The 22,026-nt window shown below is 61.5% G+C and carries 25 protein-coding genes; 15 read left to right on the top strand and 10 right to left on the bottom strand.

Going from position 1 to position 22,026, the window contains the following annotated elements; translation table 11 throughout:
- The 6 genes from PMI11_RS36450 to PMI11_RS13540 form a co-directional block, all read left to right on the top strand.
- Positions 1 to 132 (top strand): thymidylate synthase (locus tag PMI11_RS36450; protein ID WP_007817827.1); only part of this gene is annotated, 132 nt, incomplete at its 5' end.
- A gap of 112 nt (positions 133 to 244) precedes the next feature.
- On the top strand, positions 245 to 766 hold the full coding sequence (locus PMI11_RS13560; protein ID WP_007817825.1) for a dihydrofolate reductase: 522 nt from the start codon (positions 245 to 247) through the stop codon (positions 764 to 766).
- Between the two features lie 146 nt (positions 767 to 912).
- Entirely contained in the window at positions 913 to 2,016 is a 1,104-nt protein-coding gene (gene hflK, locus PMI11_RS13555) for an FtsH protease activity modulator HflK (RefSeq protein ID WP_007817823.1), read from the top strand.
- Positions 2,017 to 2,019: 3 nt separating this feature from the next.
- The gene (locus tag PMI11_RS13550) at positions 2,020 to 2,985 is read left to right on the top strand and encodes a protease modulator HflC (RefSeq protein WP_007817821.1); all 966 of its coding nucleotides are present in this window, start codon (positions 2,020 to 2,022) and stop codon (positions 2,983 to 2,985) included.
- 11 nt (positions 2,986 to 2,996) lie between these two features.
- Positions 2,997 to 3,182: a DUF2065 domain-containing protein gene (locus tag PMI11_RS13545; protein ID WP_007817819.1), complete on the top strand. Its 186-nt coding sequence runs from the start codon at positions 2,997 to 2,999 to the stop codon at positions 3,180 to 3,182.
- Between the two features lie 103 nt (positions 3,183 to 3,285).
- Positions 3,286 to 5,031: a Do family serine endopeptidase gene (locus PMI11_RS13540; protein WP_007817817.1), complete on the top strand. Its 1,746-nt coding sequence runs from the start codon at positions 3,286 to 3,288 to the stop codon at positions 5,029 to 5,031.
- A gap of 313 nt (positions 5,032 to 5,344) precedes the next feature.
- Here the strand turns inward: PMI11_RS13540 and serB are convergent, their stop codons facing one another.
- Positions 5,345 to 6,235, bottom strand: a complete 891-nt coding sequence (gene serB, locus PMI11_RS13535; protein ID WP_007817815.1) for a phosphoserine phosphatase SerB — start codon at positions 6,233 to 6,235, stop codon at positions 5,345 to 5,347.
- On the opposite strand from serB, the gene miaA reads away from it, so the two are divergent.
- On the top strand, positions 6,234 to 7,130 hold the full coding sequence (gene miaA, locus PMI11_RS13530; protein ID WP_037071284.1) for a tRNA (adenosine(37)-N6)-dimethylallyltransferase MiaA: 897 nt from the start codon (positions 6,234 to 6,236) through the stop codon (positions 7,128 to 7,130). The genes serB and miaA overlap by 2 nt on opposite strands.
- A gap of 81 nt (positions 7,131 to 7,211) precedes the next feature.
- A complete protein-coding gene (locus tag PMI11_RS13525; protein WP_007817811.1) occupies positions 7,212 to 7,469 on the top strand; it encodes a hypothetical protein in 258 nt (85 codons plus the stop codon).
- A 7-nt stretch (positions 7,470 to 7,476) separates the two neighbouring features.
- Here the strand turns inward: PMI11_RS13525 and PMI11_RS13520 are convergent, their stop codons facing one another.
- Positions 7,477 to 9,507 (bottom strand): ATP-binding protein, encoded by a 2,031-nt coding sequence (locus PMI11_RS13520; protein ID WP_007817809.1) that lies wholly within the window; start codon positions 9,505 to 9,507, stop codon positions 7,477 to 7,479.
- Between the two features lie 341 nt (positions 9,508 to 9,848).
- Between PMI11_RS13520 and PMI11_RS13515 the strand changes: the two genes are divergently transcribed.
- Both PMI11_RS13515 and ilvN read left to right on the top strand, forming a co-directional pair.
- A complete protein-coding gene (locus PMI11_RS13515) occupies positions 9,849 to 11,642 on the top strand; it encodes an acetolactate synthase 3 large subunit (protein ID WP_007817808.1) in 1,794 nt (597 codons plus the stop codon).
- 24 nt (positions 11,643 to 11,666) lie between these two features.
- Positions 11,667 to 12,239: an acetolactate synthase small subunit gene (gene ilvN / locus PMI11_RS13510; RefSeq protein WP_007817806.1), complete on the top strand. Its 573-nt coding sequence runs from the start codon at positions 11,667 to 11,669 to the stop codon at positions 12,237 to 12,239.
- An 81-nt stretch (positions 12,240 to 12,320) separates the two neighbouring features.
- Here ilvN and PMI11_RS13505 read toward each other — a convergent pair whose 3' ends face one another.
- Both PMI11_RS13505 and PMI11_RS13500 read right to left on the bottom strand, forming a co-directional pair.
- Positions 12,321 to 13,415, bottom strand: a complete 1,095-nt coding sequence (locus tag PMI11_RS13505) for a class I SAM-dependent methyltransferase (RefSeq protein ID WP_244430569.1) — start codon at positions 13,413 to 13,415, stop codon at positions 12,321 to 12,323.
- Positions 13,416 to 13,468: 53 nt separating this feature from the next.
- On the bottom strand, positions 13,469 to 14,314 hold the full coding sequence (locus PMI11_RS13500) for an aldo/keto reductase (protein ID WP_007817802.1): 846 nt from the start codon (positions 14,312 to 14,314) through the stop codon (positions 13,469 to 13,471).
- A 152-nt stretch (positions 14,315 to 14,466) separates the two neighbouring features.
- Between PMI11_RS13500 and PMI11_RS13495 the strand changes: the two genes are divergently transcribed.
- Positions 14,467 to 15,060, top strand: a complete 594-nt coding sequence (locus tag PMI11_RS13495) for a LysE family translocator (protein WP_007817800.1) — start codon at positions 14,467 to 14,469, stop codon at positions 15,058 to 15,060.
- Here the strand turns inward: PMI11_RS13495 and PMI11_RS13490 are convergent.
- From PMI11_RS13490 to PMI11_RS13480, 3 genes are all read right to left on the bottom strand, one after another.
- Positions 15,052 to 15,522 carry a DUF2269 family protein gene (locus PMI11_RS13490; RefSeq protein ID WP_007817798.1) on the bottom strand — a complete coding sequence of 157 codons (471 nt, stop codon included), beginning with the start codon at positions 15,520 to 15,522 and terminating at the stop codon, positions 15,052 to 15,054. The two genes, PMI11_RS13495 and PMI11_RS13490, sit on opposite strands and share 9 nt — an antisense overlap.
- The gene (locus PMI11_RS13485; protein ID WP_007817795.1) at positions 15,522 to 16,805 is read right to left on the bottom strand and encodes an SDR family oxidoreductase; all 1,284 of its coding nucleotides are present in this window, start codon (positions 16,803 to 16,805) and stop codon (positions 15,522 to 15,524) included. Before PMI11_RS13485 ends, PMI11_RS13490 begins: the two co-directional genes overlap by 1 nt.
- A gap of 100 nt (positions 16,806 to 16,905) precedes the next feature.
- Complete coding sequence (locus tag PMI11_RS13480; RefSeq protein ID WP_037071282.1) at positions 16,906 to 17,598, bottom strand: hypothetical protein; 693 nt, start codon at positions 17,596 to 17,598, stop codon at positions 16,906 to 16,908.
- Positions 17,599 to 17,853: 255 nt separating this feature from the next.
- On the opposite strand from PMI11_RS13480, the gene nthA reads away from it, so the two are divergent.
- The 4 genes from nthA (at position 17,854) to PMI11_RS13460 (ending at position 20,283) form a co-directional block, all read left to right on the top strand.
- Positions 17,854 to 18,528, top strand: a complete 675-nt coding sequence (gene nthA / locus PMI11_RS13475) for a nitrile hydratase subunit alpha (protein ID WP_007817791.1) — start codon at positions 17,854 to 17,856, stop codon at positions 18,526 to 18,528.
- Positions 18,525 to 19,184, top strand: coding sequence for a nitrile hydratase subunit beta (nthB, locus tag PMI11_RS13470; RefSeq protein WP_007817789.1), 660 nt, complete (start codon positions 18,525 to 18,527; stop codon positions 19,182 to 19,184). Before nthA ends, nthB begins: the two co-directional genes overlap by 4 nt.
- A complete protein-coding gene (locus PMI11_RS13465) occupies positions 19,171 to 19,542 on the top strand; it encodes a nitrile hydratase accessory protein (RefSeq protein ID WP_007817787.1) in 372 nt (123 codons plus the stop codon). Before nthB ends, PMI11_RS13465 begins: the two co-directional genes overlap by 14 nt.
- A gap of 183 nt (positions 19,543 to 19,725) precedes the next feature.
- Positions 19,726 to 20,283, top strand: a complete 558-nt coding sequence (locus PMI11_RS13460; protein ID WP_007817785.1) for a hypothetical protein — start codon at positions 19,726 to 19,728, stop codon at positions 20,281 to 20,283.
- Positions 20,284 to 20,313: 30 nt separating this feature from the next.
- Here the strand turns inward: PMI11_RS13460 and PMI11_RS13455 are convergent, their stop codons facing one another.
- From PMI11_RS13455 to PMI11_RS13445, 3 genes are read right to left on the bottom strand one after another with little or no spacing between them, the layout of a single operon-like run.
- Entirely contained in the window at positions 20,314 to 21,096 is a 783-nt protein-coding gene (locus PMI11_RS13455) for an anti-sigma factor family protein (RefSeq protein WP_007817783.1), read from the bottom strand.
- Positions 21,093 to 21,608 carry an RNA polymerase sigma factor gene (locus PMI11_RS13450; protein WP_007817781.1) on the bottom strand — a complete coding sequence of 172 codons (516 nt, stop codon included), beginning with the start codon at positions 21,606 to 21,608 and terminating at the stop codon, positions 21,093 to 21,095. Before PMI11_RS13450 ends, PMI11_RS13455 begins: the two co-directional genes overlap by 4 nt.
- 10 nt (positions 21,609 to 21,618) lie before the next feature.
- Positions 21,619 to 21,999, bottom strand: coding sequence for a COG4315 family predicted lipoprotein (locus PMI11_RS13445; protein WP_007817779.1), 381 nt, complete (start codon positions 21,997 to 21,999; stop codon positions 21,619 to 21,621).
- Positions 22,000 to 22,026 lie beyond the last annotated feature (27 nt).

Below are 22,026 nucleotides of genomic sequence, written 5' to 3'. Positions count from 1 at the left end.
CCCCAGCCGAAGCCGCTGCCGCGCATGCTGATCAAGCGCGATGTGAAGGATATCTTCGGCTTCGTCTACGAGGATTTCGAACTCGTCGGCTACGATGCCGATGCCAATATCAAGGCGCCGATCGCCGTCTGAAGCGTGTCGCGATCTTTTAGATCGCTTGCCATGCTTTAGGTTTTTGTTTCGCATGTCGTTATAACAAAACCGCTGCACATTTTTGCGCGACATGCCTAAGCCGGGAAGGTCGATGTCCGATATCCGCAAGACCATCTTCGTTGCCGTTGCGCGCAACGGCATCATCGGCCGCGACGGCGATATGCCCTGGCGGCTTTCGACCGACCTCAAGCGCTTCAAGGCGATGACAACAGGCAAGCCTGTCGTCGTCGGCCGCAAGACATTCGAGAGTTTCGGCGGCAGGCCGCTGCCGGGACGCCAGCACGTGGTGATCTCGCGCGGTGCCGCTATCGATCTTCCGGACGTGCATATGGCCCGCTCGCTCGACGAGGCGATAGAGATGGCCGAGGAGCTTGCCCGCAAGCAGGGCGAAAACGAGATCTCCATCCTCGGCGGCGGGCAGATCTACGCGCAGGCGATGGCCTTCGTCGATCGCATGTGCGTGACGCATGTGGAAGCCGACGTGGATGGCGACACGTCCTTTCCCGAGATCGATCCCGCTATATGGGCGGCGACCGAGAGCCTCGATGTTCCCTCGGGGGAAAGGGACACCTACCCCACGCGTTTTGTCGTTTATGAACGGCGAGATGCCTGAAAAGGAACTATTTTCCAATTATATTGACCAAGTTTCTGACGCCGCGTTGAAAGCCGGTGCTGCGATACTTATAACGGTCGGATCGCATCCGCCGGCAGCCCCCACGGCGGTCGGATGTGTATGACGTAACGAACAACGAGGTTTTGATGCCCTGGAGCAATCAGAATGGCGGCGGCGGCCCTTGGGGCGGCGGCGGCGGAAATAACAATCAGGGACCATGGGGGCAGGGGCCGAACCGTCCACGCGGCGGTGGCGGCGGCAAGGGCGGTCCGCCCGATCTGGAAGACATTATCCGGCGCGGGCAGGATCAGCTGCGCGGCTTCATTCCGGGCGGTTTCAACGGCGGTGTCGTTGCGATCATCGTGGCAATCATTGCGATCTTCTGGCTTTTCCAATGCATTTACGTCGTCCAGCCGGACGAGCGCGGCGTCGAGCTGCGCTTCGGCGAGCCCAAGCAGGAGATTTCCATGCCGGGCCTGCATTTCCATTTCTGGCCGGTTGAAACCGTCGAGACGGTCAAGGTGACGGTGCAGCAGCTGAACATCGGCGCGACCACGGCTGGCTCTTCGAGCGGGCTGATGCTGTCGAGCGACAAGAGCGTCATCAACGTGCAGTTTGCCGTCTTCTATACGATCAGCGATCCGAAGGCCTATCTTTTCGGTGTCGAAAATCCGGCTGAAACGCTGCAGCAGGTTTCAGACAGCGCCATGCGCGAAGTCGTCGGCCGGCGTCCGGCACTGGATGCTTTCCGCAGCAACCGCCAGCCGATCGAGACGCAGGTCCTCAACATCGTTCAGGATACGATGAACCGCTACGGCGCGGGCATTACCGTGACCGGCGTGACGATCCAGAACGTGGCGCCGCCGCGCGAAGTCGCGGACTCCTTCGAAGAAGTGCAGCGTGCCGGCCGCGACCGCGACAGCACGATCGAGGACGCCAACCGCTATACGAACCAGAAGCTCGGTCAGGCACGAGGCGATGCAGCCCGCATCCGTGAAGACGCAGCCGCCTACAAGGATCGCGTCGTCAAGGAAGCGGAAGGCGAAGCCCAGCGCTTTACGGCCATCAACGACGAATATTCGAAGGCTCCCGATGTGACCCGCAAGCGCCTGTTCCTGGAAACGATGGAGCAGGTCCTGAAGAACTCCAAGAAGGTCGTGATCGACGAGAAGCAGGGCGTCGTACCCTACCTGCCGCTCAACGAGATCAACAGACCGGCGGCAGCAGCACCAGCACGGCAGGGAGGTTGAACCATGGTATCGAACAGACTTCCCGTAATCCTCATCGCGCTCGCGATCCTTCTCGCCATTCTTTATTCCTCGATCTTCGTCGTGAATGCGCGTGAGCAGGCTATCGTCGTGCGCTTCGGTCAGATCCAGTCGGTGAAGAGCGAGCCCGGCCTCTACTTCAAGCTGCCGTTCGGCTTCATGGATGCCGACCGCGTGCAGTTCGTGGAAAAGCGTGCGCTCAGGCTCGACCTCGACAATATCCGCGTTCAGGTTCAGGACGGCCAGACCTTCGATGTCGACGCCTTCGTGATCTACAACATCTCGGATGTGCGCCGTTTCCGCGAAACGGTCTCGGGCGACCGCGACGCTGCGGAAGCACGGCTGCGTGCGCAGCTCGATTCCTCGCTTCGCCGCGTCTACGGTCTGCGTGACTACAATGCGGCGCTTTCGGAAGAGCGCGTGGCAATGATGCTCGAAATCCGCGACGATCTGCGTACCGATGCCGAAAATCTCGGCCTGCATATCGATGACGTCCGCATCCGCCGGACGGACCTTTCGCCGGAAGTGGCTCCGAATACCTACAACGCCATGCGCTCCGAGCGTCTGGCCGAAGCCGAGCGCATCCGCGCCGAGGGTAATGAAGAGGGCCAGCGCCGCCGGGCGGTCGCCGACCGTCAGGTCGTCGAGATCACTGCCGATGCGCAGCGCGATTCGGAAATCCTGCGTGGTCAGGGTGATGCGGAGCGCAACCGTATCTTTGCCGACTCCTTCGGCAAGGATCCGGCCTTCTTCGAGTTCTACCGCTCGATGGCCGCCTATTCCGCTGCACTTTCCTCGCAGGATACGACGCTGGTGCTTTCGCCGACCTCGCAGTTCTTCCGCTACTTCGAGAATGCGAACGGCAACCCGCCTGCTGCACCGGGCCAGACCGGTGGCCTCGTGCCACCTGCGACTGTCCAGCCGGCCGCTCCGGCACAGCCGGTGAACTGACGACAGACTGAATGCAGGACTTCCTCATCGGACTTGCATTCTTCCTTATCATCGAGGGGCTGGTCTACGCACTGGCCCCTCGTTTTCTTATCGAGATGGCAAAGCTGCTTCCCACCGTTCCGGAGCGGCAACTCAGAGTCTTCGGGCTTGCCGCGATAGCCCTCGGCGTCGGCTGTGTCTGGCTTTTGCGAGGTTAGATCACATTCGCACGGGGATTTCGCGAAAAGGTGATTTCGCCCTCCATCATTCCGCCTTATGCTGGTGCTGTATGTGCGCCTTTACCCCAGACGAGGAAGCTTGATGGCCCCCACGACTCGCTCGCCCTTCAGACGAACGCTCGCGCTGCTGGCCGGCACCGCCCTTCTGGCAAATGTCGGCGCAAGCGGTGTTGCGCATGCGCAAACCGCTCCCGCACCAGCGACACCTGAACAGGCAGCACCGGCCCCCGCGGCCTCTCAACCGGCGCCGGTTTCTCCGGCTGCAGTGGCGCCCGCCGCTCCGCCGGTGCAGATGACGGCTCCGGGCAATGGACCGGCTTCGGTCGCCGATCTCGCCGAGGGACTGCTCGATGCCGTGGTCAATATTTCGACCTCGCAGAATGTGAAGGATGACGAGGGCGCAGGCCCGGCGCCGCGCGCGCCCGACGGCTCGCCCTTCCAGGAATTCTTCAACGATTTCTTCAACAAGCAGCAGGGCAATCGCGGCCCCAATCACAATGTCAGCTCGCTTGGCTCCGGCTTCGTTATCGATCCCTCGGGCTATATCGTCACCAACAACCACGTGATCGAGGGCGCCGACGACATCGAGATCAATTTCGCCAATGGCTCCAAGCTGAAGGCCAAGCTGATTGGTACGGACACCAAGACCGATCTTTCGGTGTTGAAGGTCGAGCCGAAACAGCCGCTGAAATCCGTCAAGTTCGGCGATTCCAGCGTCATGCGCATCGGCGACTGGGTGATGGCAATCGGCAACCCGTTCGGCTTCGGCGGATCGGTGACGGTCGGCATCATTTCGGGCCGCGGCCGCAACATCAATGCCGGCCCCTATGACAATTTCATCCAGACGGATGCGGCAATCAACAAGGGCAATTCGGGCGGTCCGCTCTTCAACATGAAGGGCGAAGTGATCGGCATCAATACGGCGATTATCTCTCCGTCGGGCGGCTCGATCGGCATCGGTTTCTCAGTGCCGTCGGAGCTTGCCTCCGGCGTTGTCGACCAGCTTCGCGAATATGGCGAGACGCGCCGTGGCTGGCTCGGTGTGCGCATCCAGCCCGTCACCGACGAAGTGGCCGACAGCCTAGGCCTCGATACCGCCAAGGGTGCGCTGGTCGCTGGCGTCATCAAGGGCGGGCCGGTCGATGACGGCTCGATCAAGGCCGGCGACGTCATCCTGAAATTCGACGGCAAGGTCGTCAGCGAGATGCGCGACCTGCCGCGCGTGGTGGCCGAAAGCCCTGTCGGCAAAGAGGTCGACGTGGTGGTGTTGCGTGACGGCAAGGAGCAGACCGTCAAGGTAACGCTCGGTCGTCTCGAGGATAGCGACCAGGCCGCCGCCAACGACAATTCGACGGATGACGGTGTCATCAATCCCGATCCCGGCGAAAACAACGATATGGACGAACCGGATCAAGGCGGCGATCAGGGGCAAGCCGCACCTGACGGCCAGGATCCGCAGCAACAAGGCCAAGGACAAGGACAAAGCCAGAGCCAGGGCCAGGATCAGGCAACGCCCGGTCAGGCTGCTCCGAAGCACGTGCTCGGTCTTTCGCTCTCGCTGCTCAGCCCCGAGGCCCGCAAGGCCTTTGGCATTGCCGAAAGCGTCGATGGTGTCGTCGTGACCGAGGTTGCGCCGGGTTCGGCCGCTGCCGAAAAGGGGCTAAAGCCCGGCGACGTGATCGTCGAAGTGGCGCAGGAATTCATGAAGTCGCCGGATGCGGTTGCCACCAAGGTGCAGACGCTGAAGCAGGAAGGCCGGCGCAACGCGCAGATGATGGTCGCTGCAGCGAATGGCGACCTGCGGTTTGTTGCAGTGCCGATGGAGTGAGGGCTGTCGGTTGGCGGAGGATGCCGTGACTAGGGTAGTTGATTAGTCGCGGCGGCCGCCCAGTTCTTCCTCATCCCTGTGCCCTCGTGCAAGCACAAGGGATGTCACAGGGATCCAGCCTGCCCAAGTCCTTGGGCAGGAAAGACTTTCTCCATTTGCGGAGAATACGAGTCATTCACCGCGCGGACGCTCGGTGGCTGGATTCCTGTGACGAGCACAGGAATGAGGGTGGGGAGGGGCGCTTGCCGCCCCAAGACGCGAAAGGAGCGGTTATGACGCTCCTTTTTCAGTTTTCAGCCACGCCTCGTGCGGTTCATGCAGTCACAAAATCCGTCTTCCGGTAGCCCTGGATATAGAGCAGCGCCGTCAGGTCGCCATGGTTGATCTGCATGTCGGCTTCGGCAGCGACAGCCGGTTTGGCGTGGAGGGCGACGCCGGAGCCGGCCAGATGCAGCATGCCGAGATCGTTGGCGCCGTCGCCGACGGCAATGGCTTCTTCGGGGGAAATGCCAAGGCGGGTGGCGATGTCGTTGAGGGCATCGACCTTGGCCTGCTTGCCGAGAATGGGTTCTGCGACGTGGCCGGAGAGGAGGCCGCCTTCCTCAAGCAGGAGATTGGCCCGGTTTTCGTCGAAGCCGAGGGCGGCGGCGATGCGGCTGGTGAAGACCGTGAAACCGCCGGAGACGAGGGCGGTGTAATAGCCTTTCGACTTCATGGTAGCGATCAGTTCAGGGCCGCCCGGGGTCAGCGTGATGCGCTTGGCGATCACTTCGTCGACGACCGATATCGGCAGGCCCTTCAGGAGCGCGACGCGTTCGCGCAATGCCGGCTCGAAGGCGATCTCGCCGTTCATGGCGCGGGCGGTGATGGCGGCGACCTTTTCCTTCAGGCCGACTTCGGCGGCGAGTTCGTCGATACATTCCTGGCCGATCATGGTCGAATCCATATCGGCGATCAGCAGTCTCTTGCGGCGGGTTTCCTGTTCCTGGATGACGAGATCGATCGGGCTGCTGGCGATGACGGCGAGCAGATTGGCCTCGGCGGCTTGGCCGTCAGAGCCGTCTGCGAGCACGATATCGCAGGCAATACCATCCGCCAGCCAGTAGAGCCCGGACGCCTTGATGGCGTCGGCGGCGCGCTCGGCGATCGCAGGCGAAAGAACGGGGTTTGACGGATTGGCAACAAGCGTGGCAACGAGGGCCATGATGGAAAACCTTCTGAGCGCTGTGAATGCGATCCTGATAACCGGGCCGACTGCAAGCGGCAAGTCCGCGCTCGCAGTGGAATTGGCCAAAGAGCATGGCGGCGTGGTGATCAATGCCGACAGCATGCAGGTCTATGACACGCTGCGGGTGCTGACGGCACGACCCTCCGAAGAGGATATGGATGGTGTGCCGCATCATCTCTACGGCCATGTGCCGGCCGCGCAGGCCTATTCGACCGGTTCCTGGCTGCGGGACGTGACGGCGCTTCTGCCGCGCATGCACGCCGAAGGAAAACTGCCGGTCTTCGTCGGCGGCACGGGGCTTTATTTCAAGGCGTTGACGGGCGGGTTGTCGGAAATGCCCGTCACTCCCGAGGAGATAAGGCAGCGGCTGCGCGCACGGCTTCTGGAGGAGGGTCCGGAGGGCCTGTATGCAGAGCTTGCGAAGGTTGATCCCGCCATGGCCGAAAGCCTGAACATACAAGACGGGCAGAGGATCGTGCGGGCGCTTGAGGTTATCGAGGCGACGGGCCAGTCGATCGCAGAATTTCAGGGGCAGGCGGGGCCTGTCGTCGTCGATCCCGACACGGCGCGCAAGATCGTCGTGCTGCCGGATCGCGCCGTGCTGCACCAGCGTATCAACGGACGTTTCGAGAAAATGCTGGAGCAGGGAGCGGAAGATGAGGTGAGGGCGCTACTCGCGCTTGATCTTCCCCCTGAAATGCCTGTCATGAAGGCGATTGGCGTATCGCAGATCGCCGCGATGCTGCGTGGCGAGATGAGCCGTGCCGAGGTGATCGAGCGCGGGGCGGCCGCGACGCGGCAATATGCCAAGCGGCAGATGACCTGGTTTCGTAACCAGATGGATGAAAGCTGGGAGCGGCTTTCGCCTTAGCGCCAAAGCGACACATGCTTCACGCCCGCAAACGGCTAGAATGATCTTCGAATCATGACCAATGGAGCTATGGGGGCCGGCATGAACAATTTTCTCGCCAAGACGCTTTCTTCGATCAACGCCTTGATCGCTATCGTCATCCTTGCCTTTTCCACGCTTTCGGGTGCGACGGCTGCTGCGGCGCAGGGCGGATCGGGCATGTTCATCGTCGGAGCAATTTTGGGCGCCATCGGCGGCATCGTGGTTGCGGCGCTGATCTGCGGCACCATCGCCTTCCTGGCACTGATCGAGCGGCATCTCTCCGAAATCGCAGCGGCAACGCGCCAGCCGCGTTCGTGAGCAGCGCTCAGTCCTTGTCGTAAAGGCTGCTCAGCGGCTTCTTCAGGATGCTTTCGCGCAGCGACATTCCGCCCTCGCGGCGCGGCGGTGACGTCTGTTCGCCGAAGGCCGGCCTCGGCTGCTCGTCGCGGCGCATTTCGCGCCGCAGCGCTTCCAGGCGTGCGTCGATGGAGGTCTGCGGCGAGAGCTGCGGGGGCTCAGGATGCGGCGCGCGGCTTTGTGGCAGCAGTCCGGGGCGATAGGGTTCGAGCGGCGCCTGTGCTGCTGATGGAGCAGCATAGGACTGGTCGGCGGCTTCGTCTTCGAAATCCTCTTCCGGCTCGTAATCCGCTATCGCTGCACTGTAGCTCTGCTGGAAGGTGGAGATATCGGGGCCTGATGTGATTGCCCGCATGCGGGTGACGATGCGGCGCAGGTCGACGGTGTCAGGATCTTCCTCGGCATGTTTGCTGGTGGCGCTATGGGCCTTCGGCAGCAGGGTTTCGTCGACGCGCAAGAAGCGCATGCGCATCGGCACGCGGATCGCCTCACCGAAGGCGATCGCTTCGCCATTGCCGATCGAGGAGATGAAGCTCGTCGTCGAGATCGAGGAGTTGGGGATTGCCGAGCGGATGATTTCCTGGTCGCGGTCGTTGGCAAGGCGCATGGCAAAGAGCGTCGAGCACTGCGACAGGATCGTCTGGTCGAGTTCGCCGGGGCGTTGGGTGATGATGCCGAGAGAGACGCCGTATTTGCGGCCTTCCTTGGCGATGCGGGCGATGGCCTGGCGCGTCGGGACAAAGCCGAGGTTCGGGTCTGAGGGTATATAGCGGTGCGCCTCTTCGCAGACGACCAGCATGTGAATGGCGCCTTCGCTCCAGAGCGCGATTTCGAAGGCCATGCGGCAGAGTACCGAGGCTACGGAGTTAACGACCTCGGAGGGGATGCCGGCAAGCTGGAACGTGCAGATCGGCCTGTTGTCGCCGGGGATGCGGAAGATCTGCGCGATAGTCTCGGTGATCGTGTCGCTGATCGTGTTGCTGGAGAACATGAAGTGATAGCGCGGATCGTTGATCGCAGCGATGATGCGCATCTTCAAGGAGCGCAGGAAGGGCTTTTCGGCGCGGCCTTCCAGCCTGCCGATGCGCTCGTCGATGAGGGCCAAGAGGTCGGCGATACGGTAGGGCACCGGTGTGTCGGCGGTGATCGAGCTCTTTTCCGTCTGGCGGCGCACCAGCGAACTGTCGCTGCCGCGAAAGGCGCGTTTGGCCTCCGGCAGGATGTCGCGCAGCATGTCGAGCTCTTCGGGTACCGGCGGACGGCCGCGGAAGACAACTTCGGCGAATTCCTCGAGCCGCATCAGCCAGAAGGGCAGGTCGAGCGTATCGGTATCGATGGTGACGGCGTGTTTCGGGAAGGCGGCGGCAAATTCGTTGTGCGGATCGAGGATCAGCACTCGCAGCTTCGGATCGGCCTCGATCGCCTTATGCAGAAGCAGCGAGACGGCGGTCGATTTGCCGACACCGGTCGAGCCGACCACGGCGAAGTGCTTCGACAGCATCGAGGGGACATGGATCGCCGCGTCGATGCTTTCATCCTGTGTCAGGTTTCCGATGACGGCGGTGGCGCCCTTGCCGGCATCATAGATGCGCATCAGGTCTGCGGCGCGGATGCGGTGGGCGATGGCACCGAGATAGGGATATTGGGAAATGCCGGTCGAAAATTCCTCGCGGCCGTCTTCATCGACGCGGACTTCGCCGAGCAGTTCCGTCTCGATCCGGAAGATATTGTCCTGACCTTCGCCCCAGCCCTGGCTGCCGGTATTCATGGAAAAGACGAGGGCGACGACGCGATTGCGCCCGACGCTGATCGAAATCAGCCGGCCGACAGACCACAATTCGGTGAGATCGGTGCCGCCGGCTTCCGCCACGGCGGCGATGGTAGCGCGCGATCCGCTGCATGCAACGACACGCCCGAGAAATCGATTCCCTGGCGCAAGGCTGTCGCGGCGCTCCTGTTCGCCTGCTTTGCCTGTCGTCATCATGTCGTTGTTGAGCAAAGGGTTACTCCCTGCATTAAAGGGCAGGATAGAATCGATCCTTTAATAAATCCTTCAGCCCCAGAATTGGACGGCCCATTGACGGTTTGCGCAGTCGACCGGCTGCGGACTTTTTATTGCGGAATGCGTTGACGCTGCGAAATTTTCTGTCTATCACTTCCGCCCATGACAATTTCGAACGTTCTTATCGTGGTGGGAAAGCGCATGGGCAGGATGGTGTAACCATCCGGCGATAGCCACCCATGCGCAAGACGAAGGCTCCTCAGGGGCCTTTTTTTATGCCCGAAATCAGGGCTTCCGGCCACAAACCTCAGATCTCCAGCATCAAACGGAACAGACACATGGCGAGCACGGACAATCAAGCGGCAGACAACAGGATGACGGGAGCGGAAATCGTTCTCCGCGCGCTGAAGGACAATGGTGTCGAGCACATTTTCGGCTATCCCGGCGGTGCCGTTCTGCCGATCTATGACGAGATCTTCCAGCAGGAGGATATCAAGCACATCCTCGTGCGCCACGAGCAGGGCGCCGGCCATGCGGCCGAAGGTTACGCCCGCTCCACCGGCAAGGTCGGCGTCATGCTGGTCACGTCAGGCCCCGGTGCCACCAATGCCGTCACGCCGCTGCAGGATGCGCTGATGGATTCCATTCCGCTCGTCTGCCTCTCCGGCCAGGTTCCGACGCCGCTGATCGGTTCGGACGCCTTCCAGGAATGCGATACGGTTGGCATCACGCGCCCCTGCACCAAGCACAACTGGCTGGTCAAGGATGTCAACGAGCTCGCCGCCGTCATCCATGAGGCCTTCCGTATTGCCCAGTCGGGCCGTCCGGGTCCCGTTGTCGTCGACATCCCGAAGGACGTGCAGTTTGCCACCGGCACCTACACGCCGCCGGCCGATCATGCCATCCAGAAGAGCTACCAGCCGAAGATCCAGGGTGACCTGAACCAGATCCAGGCGGCGATCGAGCTGATGGCCAACGCCCGCAAGCCGGTCTTCTATACGGGCGGCGGTGTCATCAATTCCGGCCCGGAAGCCTCCCGCATACTGCGCGAGCTGGTCGAATTGACAGATTTCCCGATCACCTCGACGCTGATGGGCCTCGGCGCCTATCCGGCTTCCGGCAAGAACTGGCTGAAGATGCTCGGCATGCACGGCTCCTATGAGGCCAACATGGCGATGCATGATTGCGATGTCATGGTCTGCATCGGTGCCCGCTTCGACGACCGTATTACCGGTCGTCTGAACGCCTTCTCGCCGAATTCCAAGAAGATCCATATCGATATCGATCCGTCTTCGATCAACAAGAACGTACGTGTCGATGTCGGCATCCGTGGCGATGTCGGCAATATTCTGGAAGACATGATCCGCCTGTGGCGGGCACTGCCGAAGAAGCCGGAAAAGAACCGTCTCGATGCCTGGTGGGGCGATATTGCCCGCTGGCGCGCCCGCAACTCCTTCGCCTATACGATGAGCAAGGACGTGATCATGCCGCAATATGCGCTGGAACGTCTCTTTGCCCTGACCAAGGATCGTGACACCTATATCACGACGGAAGTCGGCCAGCACCAGATGTGGGCAGCCCAGTTCTTCGGCTTCGAGCAGCCGAACCGCTGGATGACTTCGGGTGGTCTCGGCACGATGGGTTACGGCCTGCCGGCGGCACTCGGCGTGCAGATCGCCCATCCGGAAAGCCTCGTCATCGACATTGCCGGCGATGCCTCGATCCAGATGTGCATCCAGGAAATGTCGGCGGCGATCCAGCACAATGCGCCGATCAAGATCTTCATCATGAACAACCAGTACATGGGCATGGTGCGCCAGTGGCAACAGTTGCTGCACGGCAACCGCCTGTCCAACTCCTATACGGAAGCTATGCCTGACTTCGTGAAGCTCGCAGAAGCCTATGGCGCCGTTGGCCTGCGTTGCGAGAAGCCTGATGATCTCGATGCGACCATCCAGGAGATGATCGACGTCAAGAAGCCGGTCATCTTCGATTGCCGCGTTGCCAATCTCGCCAATTGCTTCCCGATGATCCCCTCGGGCAAGGCACATAATGAAATGCTGCTGCCTGACGAAGCCACGGACGAAGCGGTCGCCAACGCGATCGACGCCAAGGGCCGTCAGCTAGTATAACGATAAAGTAGGAAACCCAGGATCATGAACGCACACCTTCAACCCACCGGCTCTGCCTACTTCATCTCTCCGGAAACGGCAGCCGTCGAGAGCCATACGCTCTCCGTGCTGGTCGATAACGAACCGGGCGTTCTCGCCCGCGTCATCGGCCTGTTTTCCGGCCGTGGTTACAACATCGAAAGCCTGACGGTTTCGGAAACGGAGCATGCGGCGCATCTGTCGCGTATCACCATCGTCACCCGCGGCACGCCGCACGTGCTGGAGCAGATCAAGGCGCAGCTCGAACGCATCGTGCCTGTCCATCGCGTGGTGGACCTGACGGTGCGCGCCCGCGAACTCGGCCAGGACCGGCCGATCGAGCGGGAAGTGGCGCTGCTGAAGGTGATTGGCAATGGCGAGACCCGCGCCGAAACGCTGCGCCTTGCCGATGCTTTCCACGCCAAGGTGGTGGATGCGACGATCGATCACTTCATCCTGGAGATCACCGGTAAGTCCTCCAAGATCGACCAGTTCATCGCGATCATGAAACCGCTCGGCCTCATCGAAGTCTGCCGTACCGGCATTGCCGCGATGAACCGTGGCGCGCAGGGCATGTAAGATTACAGCCCGGGCATGTAAAAATTACAGCCCGGGCAGGTGATACACTGCTCGGGCACGTTCATCGACGCGACAATGGATTCACCGATCTTTCTTCGATAATACCACCGCCGCCATGTAAGGTTCGTGAGGTCTCGGATCTTCCTTCAAGCGCTGCTCAAATCGAGCAAACAGCTCATCGACAAACGTGGTCGGTTCGAGGGCGCGTGGCGTGACGCTGGCGATCGTCGGGCCACTCCATGCCCGCGTCATGTTCGCATGATGTTTGGCGAACGCCACTCTGTCGCCGCTGCTATCGAATTCCGGCCAGAACGGATCACTGACTTTCACGAGGTCGAGGTGTTCCAGCACCAATTCAGCGAAATATCCGGATTGCCTGAAAGGAGCCTGAATATCCTCCAGGGATCGAAGGCCGATTGGTATCGTAATTTGCTCCTGCTCTCGTTGCGACAGCAGGCCGTCTTTTCTCATGTCTCCGATTGCCGACCATAGTTCGCCGAGCAGCCATTCCCAGCCAGTGTCGGCTTCGGCGCGCGCCGTGAACCCGGCCACGAGTTTCGCGCCTGGTCGCATCTCTCGTGACCGTTGCGTCAGAAAGCATTCCCAATCGCGCGCTTGTTGCGCTGCGACTGCAGCGGCGACAGCCGGTAATCTGCTCATTCCCGCGAGAATATGATCCGGTGCATCGATTTCGTTGGTGCTCATCCACTGCAACGCCCAGGTCGACCAGCCAAGATGCACTCGGCCAGGTGGAAGCAACGACGCGAAATATGATTTGCCGATCGCCAGAGGGAAAACATCGGCGGTTCCCGTCATGTAGCTGTCGGGCTCTGCAATCAGGGCTTCGAACAGAGACGAGAAATCGTTGGACGGAAGGTCGGTGTGGATGACTTCGATGGGAAGGGGCGCCCCCGCATTCAAACGCAAAAGCTCAATCGCCTTTCGCATGGGGATCATCGAATTTCGGCCCTGGGAACAGCCATAGTCGACGATGGTCACAGGACTTTCGCGAATGTCCACTGTCCGGCATGCAGCTTCCCATAGGGAAAGCAGAGCTGCGATACCGGTGGCCTGCATTGCGGAATGGCGGTTGTAGAAACCGCCCCCTTGCATAGCCGCTAAATCACTTTGCGTTGAACCACCTGGCATGGGATTGCCTCGCTTGGTGTTGCCCAAAATTATCAGGCTTTCCCCGGCATGGCGAGCCAAATCCCCTGCGCTGCGGGGGATTAGAGCATCTCCAGCGGCGTTTTCTTTGCCGGCGGCGGGAAGGCGGCGTCGAGGGCTTCCCAGTCCTCGTCGGTGATGTCGAGGGAGACGCAGTCGCGGTTTTCGCGGGCGCGCTCGATATTCGAAGTCTTCGGGATGACGAAGACGCCGTCGCGTTCGAGCAGAAAGGCGAGCGCCAGCTGCGCCGGTGTCGCCTGATAGGCCTTGGCGATATGGATGAGATCGGGATGGTGCAGGATGCGGCCCTGTTCGATCGGCGAATAGGCCATGATCGGAATGTTGCGGCTCTGGCACCAGGGCAGGAGATCATACTCGATGCCGCGGCGGGCGAGATTGTAGAGCACCTGATTGGCGGCGACGTTCCGACCATCGGGAACGGAAAGCAGCTCCTGCATGTCGTCGGTATCGAAGTTGGAGACGCCCCAGGCGCGGATCTTGCCTGATGCTTTCAGCGTCTCGAAGGCTTCGACGGTTTCAGCGAGCGGATAATTGCCGCGCCAGTGCAGGAGATAGAGGTCGATGCGGTCGGTGCCGAGGCGTTCGAGGCTGCCTTCGCAGGCGGTGATCGTGCCGGTGCGGCTGGCATTCCAGGGATAGACCTTGCTGACGATGAAGGTCTCGTCGCGGCGGCCCTTGATCGCCTGTCCAACGATTTCTTCGGCGCCGCCGTCGCCATACATTTCGGCGGTATCGATCATCGTCATGCCGAGATCGAGGCCGGCCTTGAGGCTTGCGATCTCTTCCTTCGCATGGCCGGCATCCTCGCCCATGCCCCAGGTGCCCTGGCCGAGCGCCGGCACTTCGGTGCCATTGGGGAAGGTGATGGTGGGGATCGGATCGTCCATGACAGTTCTCGTCCTTTTAGAGATTGGCAGACTATCAGGTAATCCTGTCACCATGACAATCATGTTATGGTGACAGAGGTTTAGGGCAGTTATGCTGACCTAATTCCAATACGCCGCCACATCATCGACACGTGCGGCCCGGGGAGGGTTTCATGCCGCTGGATACGTTTTTGGCCCTGCTGCTTTTTGCCTTCACGACCTCGATCACGCCTGGGCCGAACAATATGATGCTGTTTGCCTCGGGCGTGAATTTCGGCTTCCGTCGCACCATCCCGCATATGTTCGGCATCGGGGCGGGTTTCCTGTCGCTGCTGCTTGGCGTTGGCCTGGGGCTCGGGGCGTTGCTGCACACGGTGCCGGCGGTCTATATCGCGCTGAAGTTTGCGGGCGGGGCCTATCTCGTCTGGATCGCCTGGAAGATAGCGACATCGCGGTCGCTGAGCGAAGGCAAGAGTGCCGTGAAGCCGATGTCTTTTCTCGGCGCTGCGGCCTTTCAGTGGGTCAATCCGAAGGCCTGGGTGATGGCGGTCACGGCGATGGCGACCTATACGAATCCGGAGCTTTATCTGATCAGCGTGCTGCTTGTCGGCCTTGCGTTTGCGGCAGTCAATGTGCCCTCCGTTTCCACCTGGGCGGGCTTCGGCTCGGCGCTTCGGGAGTGGCTTTCCGATCCGGTGCGGCTGAAATGGTTCAACATCACCATGGCGGTGCTGCTCGTGCTCAGCCTCTGGCCGATGCTAAAATAGTGTCGGCTTTGATAGCATCAACAAGAGAATGCCTGTTACCGCGAAGAAGGCCGGAAAGCCGAAGGCGAACCAGACACGGTAGAGGCTGAAATAGGCCGGCGGCAGGGCAGTGCCCGCGTTTGCTGCGGCTCTGGCCAGATTGCGCAGCCGGATCTGGATCCAGACGACCGGCAGCCAGAAGATGCCGGTCACGACATAAAGCACCAGCGACAGCGCAATCCAGCTTTCCGTCAGATCCCAGCCGATGATGCGGGCAAGAAGATAGCCTGTCACCGGCTGGAGGATGGCGGCCGTGGCCGTAAAGACCGTATCTGCGATCACGACGGTGCCGGCGACATGGGCGATCAGGACCGGGTTACGGGTGCGATGAGCCATCACCATGAAGAAGGCGATGCCGGCCCCGGTGCCGAAGAGCACAGTTGCGCCGACAACATGGGCGAGAAGCAGCAGCTGTACGAGCATCAGCGTTCGTCCAGGATGGCGAGTGCTGCAAGCGTCAGCAGCAGCAACGGCAGCACCTTGACGAGCGGCCCAAGCGGATCGAGCCAGAGCGCCGGCTCCAGGACGGTGCCACCTGCGAGATAAGCCAGCGAGACGGCGATCATGCCGAGAAGGGCGCGGCGGGCGAACGGACGCAAGAGGACTGCGGCGCCGAGCGCGATATCGATCAGGCAGGTGAGGACCGTCACCGTGACCGCAGCACCTGCGGGCAGGAAGGGCAGAAAGTGGGCGCTTGCCTGCGCGGGGGCCAAAAGCGGGATAAGGCCGGACAGCAGCCAGAAGAGCGATAGGCCGGCAATGACCGGCGCCTTCAGGAGATAGAGGCGGGCAAACCATAGGTCCTGAACGCCGGAGGGATGGGCGGTAAGCGTCTCCGCAGCCGAGAGTGTCGGCAGACCCGAGGGCGTGGGGCGGTCCATGCGCACACCTTCGGACATGACGGTCATGGCGGTAGAGCGTAGCGGCGAGCGCCAGCCGAGATGGCCGGTAATATCGGCAAGCCATGAGACCGGCCTTGCGATTGCCGGCGGGATGGAGATGACAGGCGCATCCGGCAGGCCGAGCCAGGCGCGATTCAGTTTGACGAGGCTTGCGAGCGTGTGCCGTTCCTCAGCGGCGAGTTCGATATCGCTGCCGGAGGGGAGTGCGCCCGAGATCGCGGCCGAGACGGCAGAGGCGACATCTTCGGCGGCGACGGTCTCGACCGGGCTGTCGGCATGGATGAGCGGCAGGGCAAGCGGGAAGGATGCAAGCGCGCGCAGAAGCGCGGTGCCGCCATGGGCGTTGCGACCGAGCACGAGGGATGGGCGCAGGATCACGTAAGGCAGGCCGGATGCCGCAAGCGCGATATCGGCAGCGCGCTTGGTGGCGAGGAAGGGCAGGCTGCTGCCGGCGCCGTCCGTTCGGGCGGAGATCTGGACGATGAGTGTCACGCCAGCCGACCGCGCCGCTTGCTGGAGCGCGATCATTGCGCGTTGCTGGGTGGCTGCGAGATTGTCTGAAAGACCGTCCTGGAGGGCGCCGGCACTGTTGACGACGACGTGCTGGCCTTCCAGCACGGAGGCCCAGTCGGCCACATTGGTCATCTTCTCCAGATCGGCCCTGATCCAGCGGATAGCGGGCTGGCGAACCCATGCCCGGTCGGGATTGCGGGCAAGCCCGGTCACTGTGTAGCCGTCCGCAAGCAAGCGTGCTGCGATCGCCGAGCCGATGAAGCCTGTGGCACCGAGAATCAGGATGTTCATAATGAGAGACTACCGAAAAACGGCATATCGAGCAGTGGGCGGCCGTGTAAAAGCCCGCGTATCGCTCGCAAGAAACTGCCTCGCTTTCATGCCGGATAGCTCAAGCGATAAGGCGGGGATCGAGTTTCGCCATGGGAATAGCGCATTCGGTGACGATCCGCGCCGCCAGGGACGGGTCGAGCGGCGGCCTGACGTGGAAGAAGGCAAGTTCCACCGCCAGGCCGATCGCGAAAGGTCGCCTGCTGAGGGGTACGCGATTTCGATCGAGAGCATCGGCCAATTTCGGCCACAGGCGGCGAACGTAGGCGAGGGGCGTCTCGCCTGGACGGTTCTCATCCGTCAATCGCGGTATTCCGAACTGCGGATGTCCGATGGTTGAGACGACGTAACGAAGCGTTTCCATCGCCATCTCTTGCGAGATCAGAGCACCGGACCTTCTTGCCGCGCCGTATGTCAGGTTGAGCAGGGAATCATGGCTTTCCAGAAGGAAGGCGTTCGGCAGATTGCCGGTATAATAGCGGGAGCCGTCCTCGGCTTCCATGGCGATGAGATCAGCGTCGTCGCTAAGCTCCCCGGCGGACGCAATATCAAAGGCGGTGAGAACGCAGGAAAAACCGCCAACCGATCCCAAGGCTCCAAACAGATCGATCGACTGAACATGGCCGTCCGTCGCCATTTCCTGAATCACGTGGTCGAGCAGGGCGCGTGCAACCAGCCCCGGGCTCTGCACGGTATCTTCGGTCTCACGCCGGCGCGGATCGGCAGAGGCCGAGCTGTCGGCAAGGCTCTCCATCTCCTCTTGCGGAGGGGCGGACGGGGGCGCGGGTGGCCTGGTGCTGCGGCCGAATGTCGGAACTTTCATGTGTGCGATGTTGAGATGAAGCCGTTAACGTTTGGTTAGGATCACGGCGAAAAATAAGGAGTTGCTTAATTAGCCCTCCGTTTTGTCCTTGCCGATGGCATTCATTGGGGCACTTCTTGGCGAGAAATACGCTTGGCGGTCCTCCGATCGGCGCATAAGATCGAGCGCTCTACCCTGGAGAGCGCCATGCGGCACAGAGACGACCACGCAGATCATGACCACGATCACCATGATCATCACCACGACAACCATTATTCGGACATGCAGGCGCGTGTGAAAGCGCTGGAAACGCTGCTGACGGAGAAGGGGCTGATCGATCCGGCGGCGATTGATGTGATTGTCGAGACCTATGAGACAAAGGTCGGGCCGCGCAATGGTGCGCGTGTCGTTGCGAAAGCCTGGAGCGATCCCGACTTTGCCGAATGGCTGAAGCGGGATGCGACGGCGGCGGTTGCGAGCCTCGGTTACACCGGCCGGCAGGGCGAGCATATGCGCGCTGTCTTCAATACATCAGACACGCATAACCTCATCGTCTGCACGCTCTGCTCCTGCTATCCGTGGTCGGTGCTCGGCCTCCCGCCGGTCTGGTACAAGGCTCCCGCCTATCGCTCACGCGCCGTCATCGATCCGCGCGGCGTGCTGGCAGAATTCGGGGTGATGCTGCCCGAGAGCAAGAAGGTCCGCGTCTGGGATTCGACGGCGGAGCTGCGTTATCTCGTCATCCCCGAACGGCCTGAGGGAACCGAAGGCATGGACGAGGAGGCGCTTGCCGATCTTGTCAGCCGCGATGCGATGATCGGCACCGCAATTGCGGGCAGCCCGAAAATTTCGGGTGCCGGCAACCCGGAGGTCACCCCATGAACGGCCCACACGACCTCGGCGGGCAGATGGGCTTCGGGCCCGTCGCGCCCGAAGTGAATGAGCCCTATTTCCATGCCGAATGGGAGAAGCGGGCGCTCGGCATCACGCTCTCCTGCGGTGCCTTCGGCGCCTGGACGATCGATGAAAGCCGGCATGCACGGGAAAACATTCCGCCGGCCGATTATCTTGCGGCGAGCTACTACGAAGTCTGGATCCGCGGCATCGACATGTTGCTCGAGCGCCACGGCTTTGCGAGCCGCGAGGAACTGCTGTCGGGCCAGAAGCTGCAGGACGGCACGGTGCCGAAGCGAGTGCTGAAGGTGGATATGGTGGCAGGCGTGCTCGCCAAGGGCGCACCTTGCGACCGGCCGGTCGAGACGGCGCCGCTCTTTGTCGTCGGCGAGACGGTGAAGACCAGGAATTTCAACCCGGCCACCCATACGCGACTGCCGCGGTATGCGCGCGCCAAGACGGGCGTGGTCGAGGCAGTGCAGGGCTCCTTTGTCTTTCCCGACGACAATGCGCATGGCAAGGGCGAGAACCCGCAATGGATCTATACCGTCGTTTTCGATGGGGCAGAGATCTGGGGCGAGGGTGCCGATCCGTCACTGACAGTATCGATCGATGCATGGGAGAGCTATCTTGAGCGTGTGTGAGACACCCTCGCAGTTGGCGCAATCGCCCGGCCTGCCAAAGTCACCCGAGGGTGATCCCGTCTTTCCTGAGCCCTGGGCGGCGGAAGCCTTCGCCATGACCGTGCATCTGCATGAGAAGGGGCTGTTTGCCTGGAGCGAATGGGCGGAAACCCTGTCGAAGGAGTTGCATAGGCCGGGTCGGGCTGAGGATGGCAGCGATTATTTCGACTGCTGGGTGGCGGCTCTTTCCGATCTGCTCGTCAGCCGCGGTATGGCGGATGCTTCCGCCATTCTCGACCTGCAGAAGAGTTGGCAGCGGGCGGCGGAAGCGACACCGCATGGCAAGCCGATCGAGCTTGCCAACGATCCCCAGCGCTGAGATCACGGCCTGACGCTGTCGATCGGATTTATCGACAGGTACACGCTCAAGTTTTATATTTATGCAAGGAATCACAGCGATCATGCCATCGCAAACCCAGCTGATTCCCGCTCAGGCATGACGCCCGGTCAAACCTGCACATTGCGCCCATGATGGTCGAGCACATGCGCACGAGGACCATGCATGACTTCGATCTCATCGACCAATGAAGCCGCCTTGCTGATCCTGCAGCAGAGCGTTTCCCCCATTCAATTCACCGACGCCAAGAAGACGGATGGCGACAATCTGGTTGTGATTGCCAACGACCAGCCGGTCAAGCAGGCATCGGGCATGAGCCCGCAGCCGACTGCGGCCCAGTCCAAGATCTCGGAATCCCTGTTCAGCGTGAACGACCGAAGCGTTACCCAGATGAAGCTCGATCTGATCGACCGCGCAGGCGCTGCACTCGGTGTGAAAAAGAGCAACTATACATCGATGGACGAATTCGTCGCCGCGACGAAAAAGGCTTTTTTGGATCTGAGGAGCAAGCCGGACGGGGCGCAGGCCATTGCCAAGATCGAGCGCGATCTCGGCTTGGATAAGCTCGGCATCACACTGGAAGACCTGCTCGACAGCGCCGACGATCCCGACAAGAACGACAAGGTCACGCAGGCCCTGAAGAAGCAGCTCATCGAGGATGGCGAGTGCAGTTCTACCCTGAAACAGGACGAGAGCGGCCGCTACCAGCTCGTGTCGGCCTGAGGGGACGGATTTTGGATTGCAGGTCCCGTTTTATGACGGGAACTGCCTATAACATTCCTCTGCCACCTTGCGCAGCATGTCGCGGGAGATTTCGCCCGTGACCGCATAGCCGAGTTCGCCGTCGATCCAGTAGAAGGTCTCGACATCCTTGGCGGACGCGAAGCGGAAGCTGGTCGTCCTGTTTTCCTTGTTGCGGCCGACGATGACGGTCAGCCGTTCGCCACGCTGATCCTCATACATGAACATGGCGCCCGGCCTGTTATCGACAGGCAGCAGGCGGCCGCCGACGAGGTGGAAGCCGAGGGATTTGAGATCCGGCACCTTGAGATCGGGGATTGCCAGGCGCTTGCCGAGCCAGGTTGCGAGATGCGCTTCCTCATTGGCAAAGACTTCGACCGGGTGGCGTACTTCGCTCGCATAGACGAGGAAGGCGGTCTCGGCCTGTTTCGGCAGGGTTTCGGATTCGGCGAGCTGCAGCAGCGGGCGTTCGAAGAACGGCGGGATGAAACGATCGCTGACCGCGCCAAGCGCGAAGAGCATGACGGCGGCAGCGGCAAGGGCAGAGCGTGTCTTCCAGGGGGAGGCAGTGTCAGCCGGTGCCACCATTCGGAGATCGGTGTCGCGGCTCTTCTCATAGCCTGAAAACAGGGACTTGATGCCGGTATTCTGCGCCTGCCAGCCGGCGACCATGGCGGCCTCTTCGGGGTTCTCGGCGAGGTAGGCTTCCACGCGGGTGCGGGCGGCCTCCGGCAATTGCCCGTCGGCAAAGGCGTGCAGGTCCGCTTCGGTAACGGTGGGGTTGGTCTCGTTCATTTCGGTCTCCGAAGCGTAATCACGTTATCGGCTTTCATATGCTCGCTCATGCGCTGGCGTGCGCGCGACAGGCGCGACATGACGGTGCCGATCGGGATCTCCAGCATGGTTGCCACTTCATGATAACTGTAGCCTTCGATGACGACGAGCATCAGGACGGCGCGGTAGTCTTCCGACAGGCTGTCGAGGGCCTGCTCCAGCCGCAGGCGCTCCAGCGGATCGGCTTGCGCCTCCGGAAGGGCGAGTTCTTCGGCGGCATCGAGCTCGACTAGCCGGTCGCGCGGGCTTGCGCGGCGGGTGTTGCGGTAAAGGTTGGTCATCGTCGTCAGAACCCAGCCGCGCAGGTTTATGCCGCGCCACTGGCCGCGCCGGGCCAGAACCTTTTCCACACAATCCTGAAGCAGATCCTCGCCCTCGGCATCCGAGCGGGTGAGGCTGCGGGAATAGCGGCGGAGCGAGGGAAGGAGGGCCAGGATCTGGCCCTCGAACGTATCGGGTGGGGGCGTCTTCACGCTGGCCTCATCAAGGCTTGGCGAGATCCCAGGAACCGCCGACGCCATCGCCGGTGATATCGCCGGACTTGGTGTCCTTCACAAAGTAATAGAGCGGCATACCGTCCTTGGCCCACTGCTTCTTTCCATCCTTGCGTTCGACGAGCGAGTATGCACCTTCGGCCTTGGCGCCGCTAGGAGCGAGGAAGGGCGGCCAGTTGGTGGCGCATTTGTCGTAGCAGCTCGAGACGCCCTTTTCGTCCTTCTTAAAGGTGTAGAGGGTCATGCCCTTTTCGCCGGCAAGAACCTTGCCCTTGGTCGACTCGACGGTGGTGACGGCGGGGGCGGCGAAGGCTGCAGTGGCGGTGGCAGCAACGACTGCCAGCACGGACAGGAATTTCACGGACTTCATGGTCTCTCTCCTCGGGTTAGGCACGCA

The organism is Rhizobium sp. CF142 (genome assembly GCF_000281145.1).
Taxonomy (GTDB): domain Bacteria; phylum Pseudomonadota; class Alphaproteobacteria; order Rhizobiales; family Rhizobiaceae; genus Rhizobium.
This window is presented reverse-complemented; position numbering and strand designations above follow the sequence as displayed.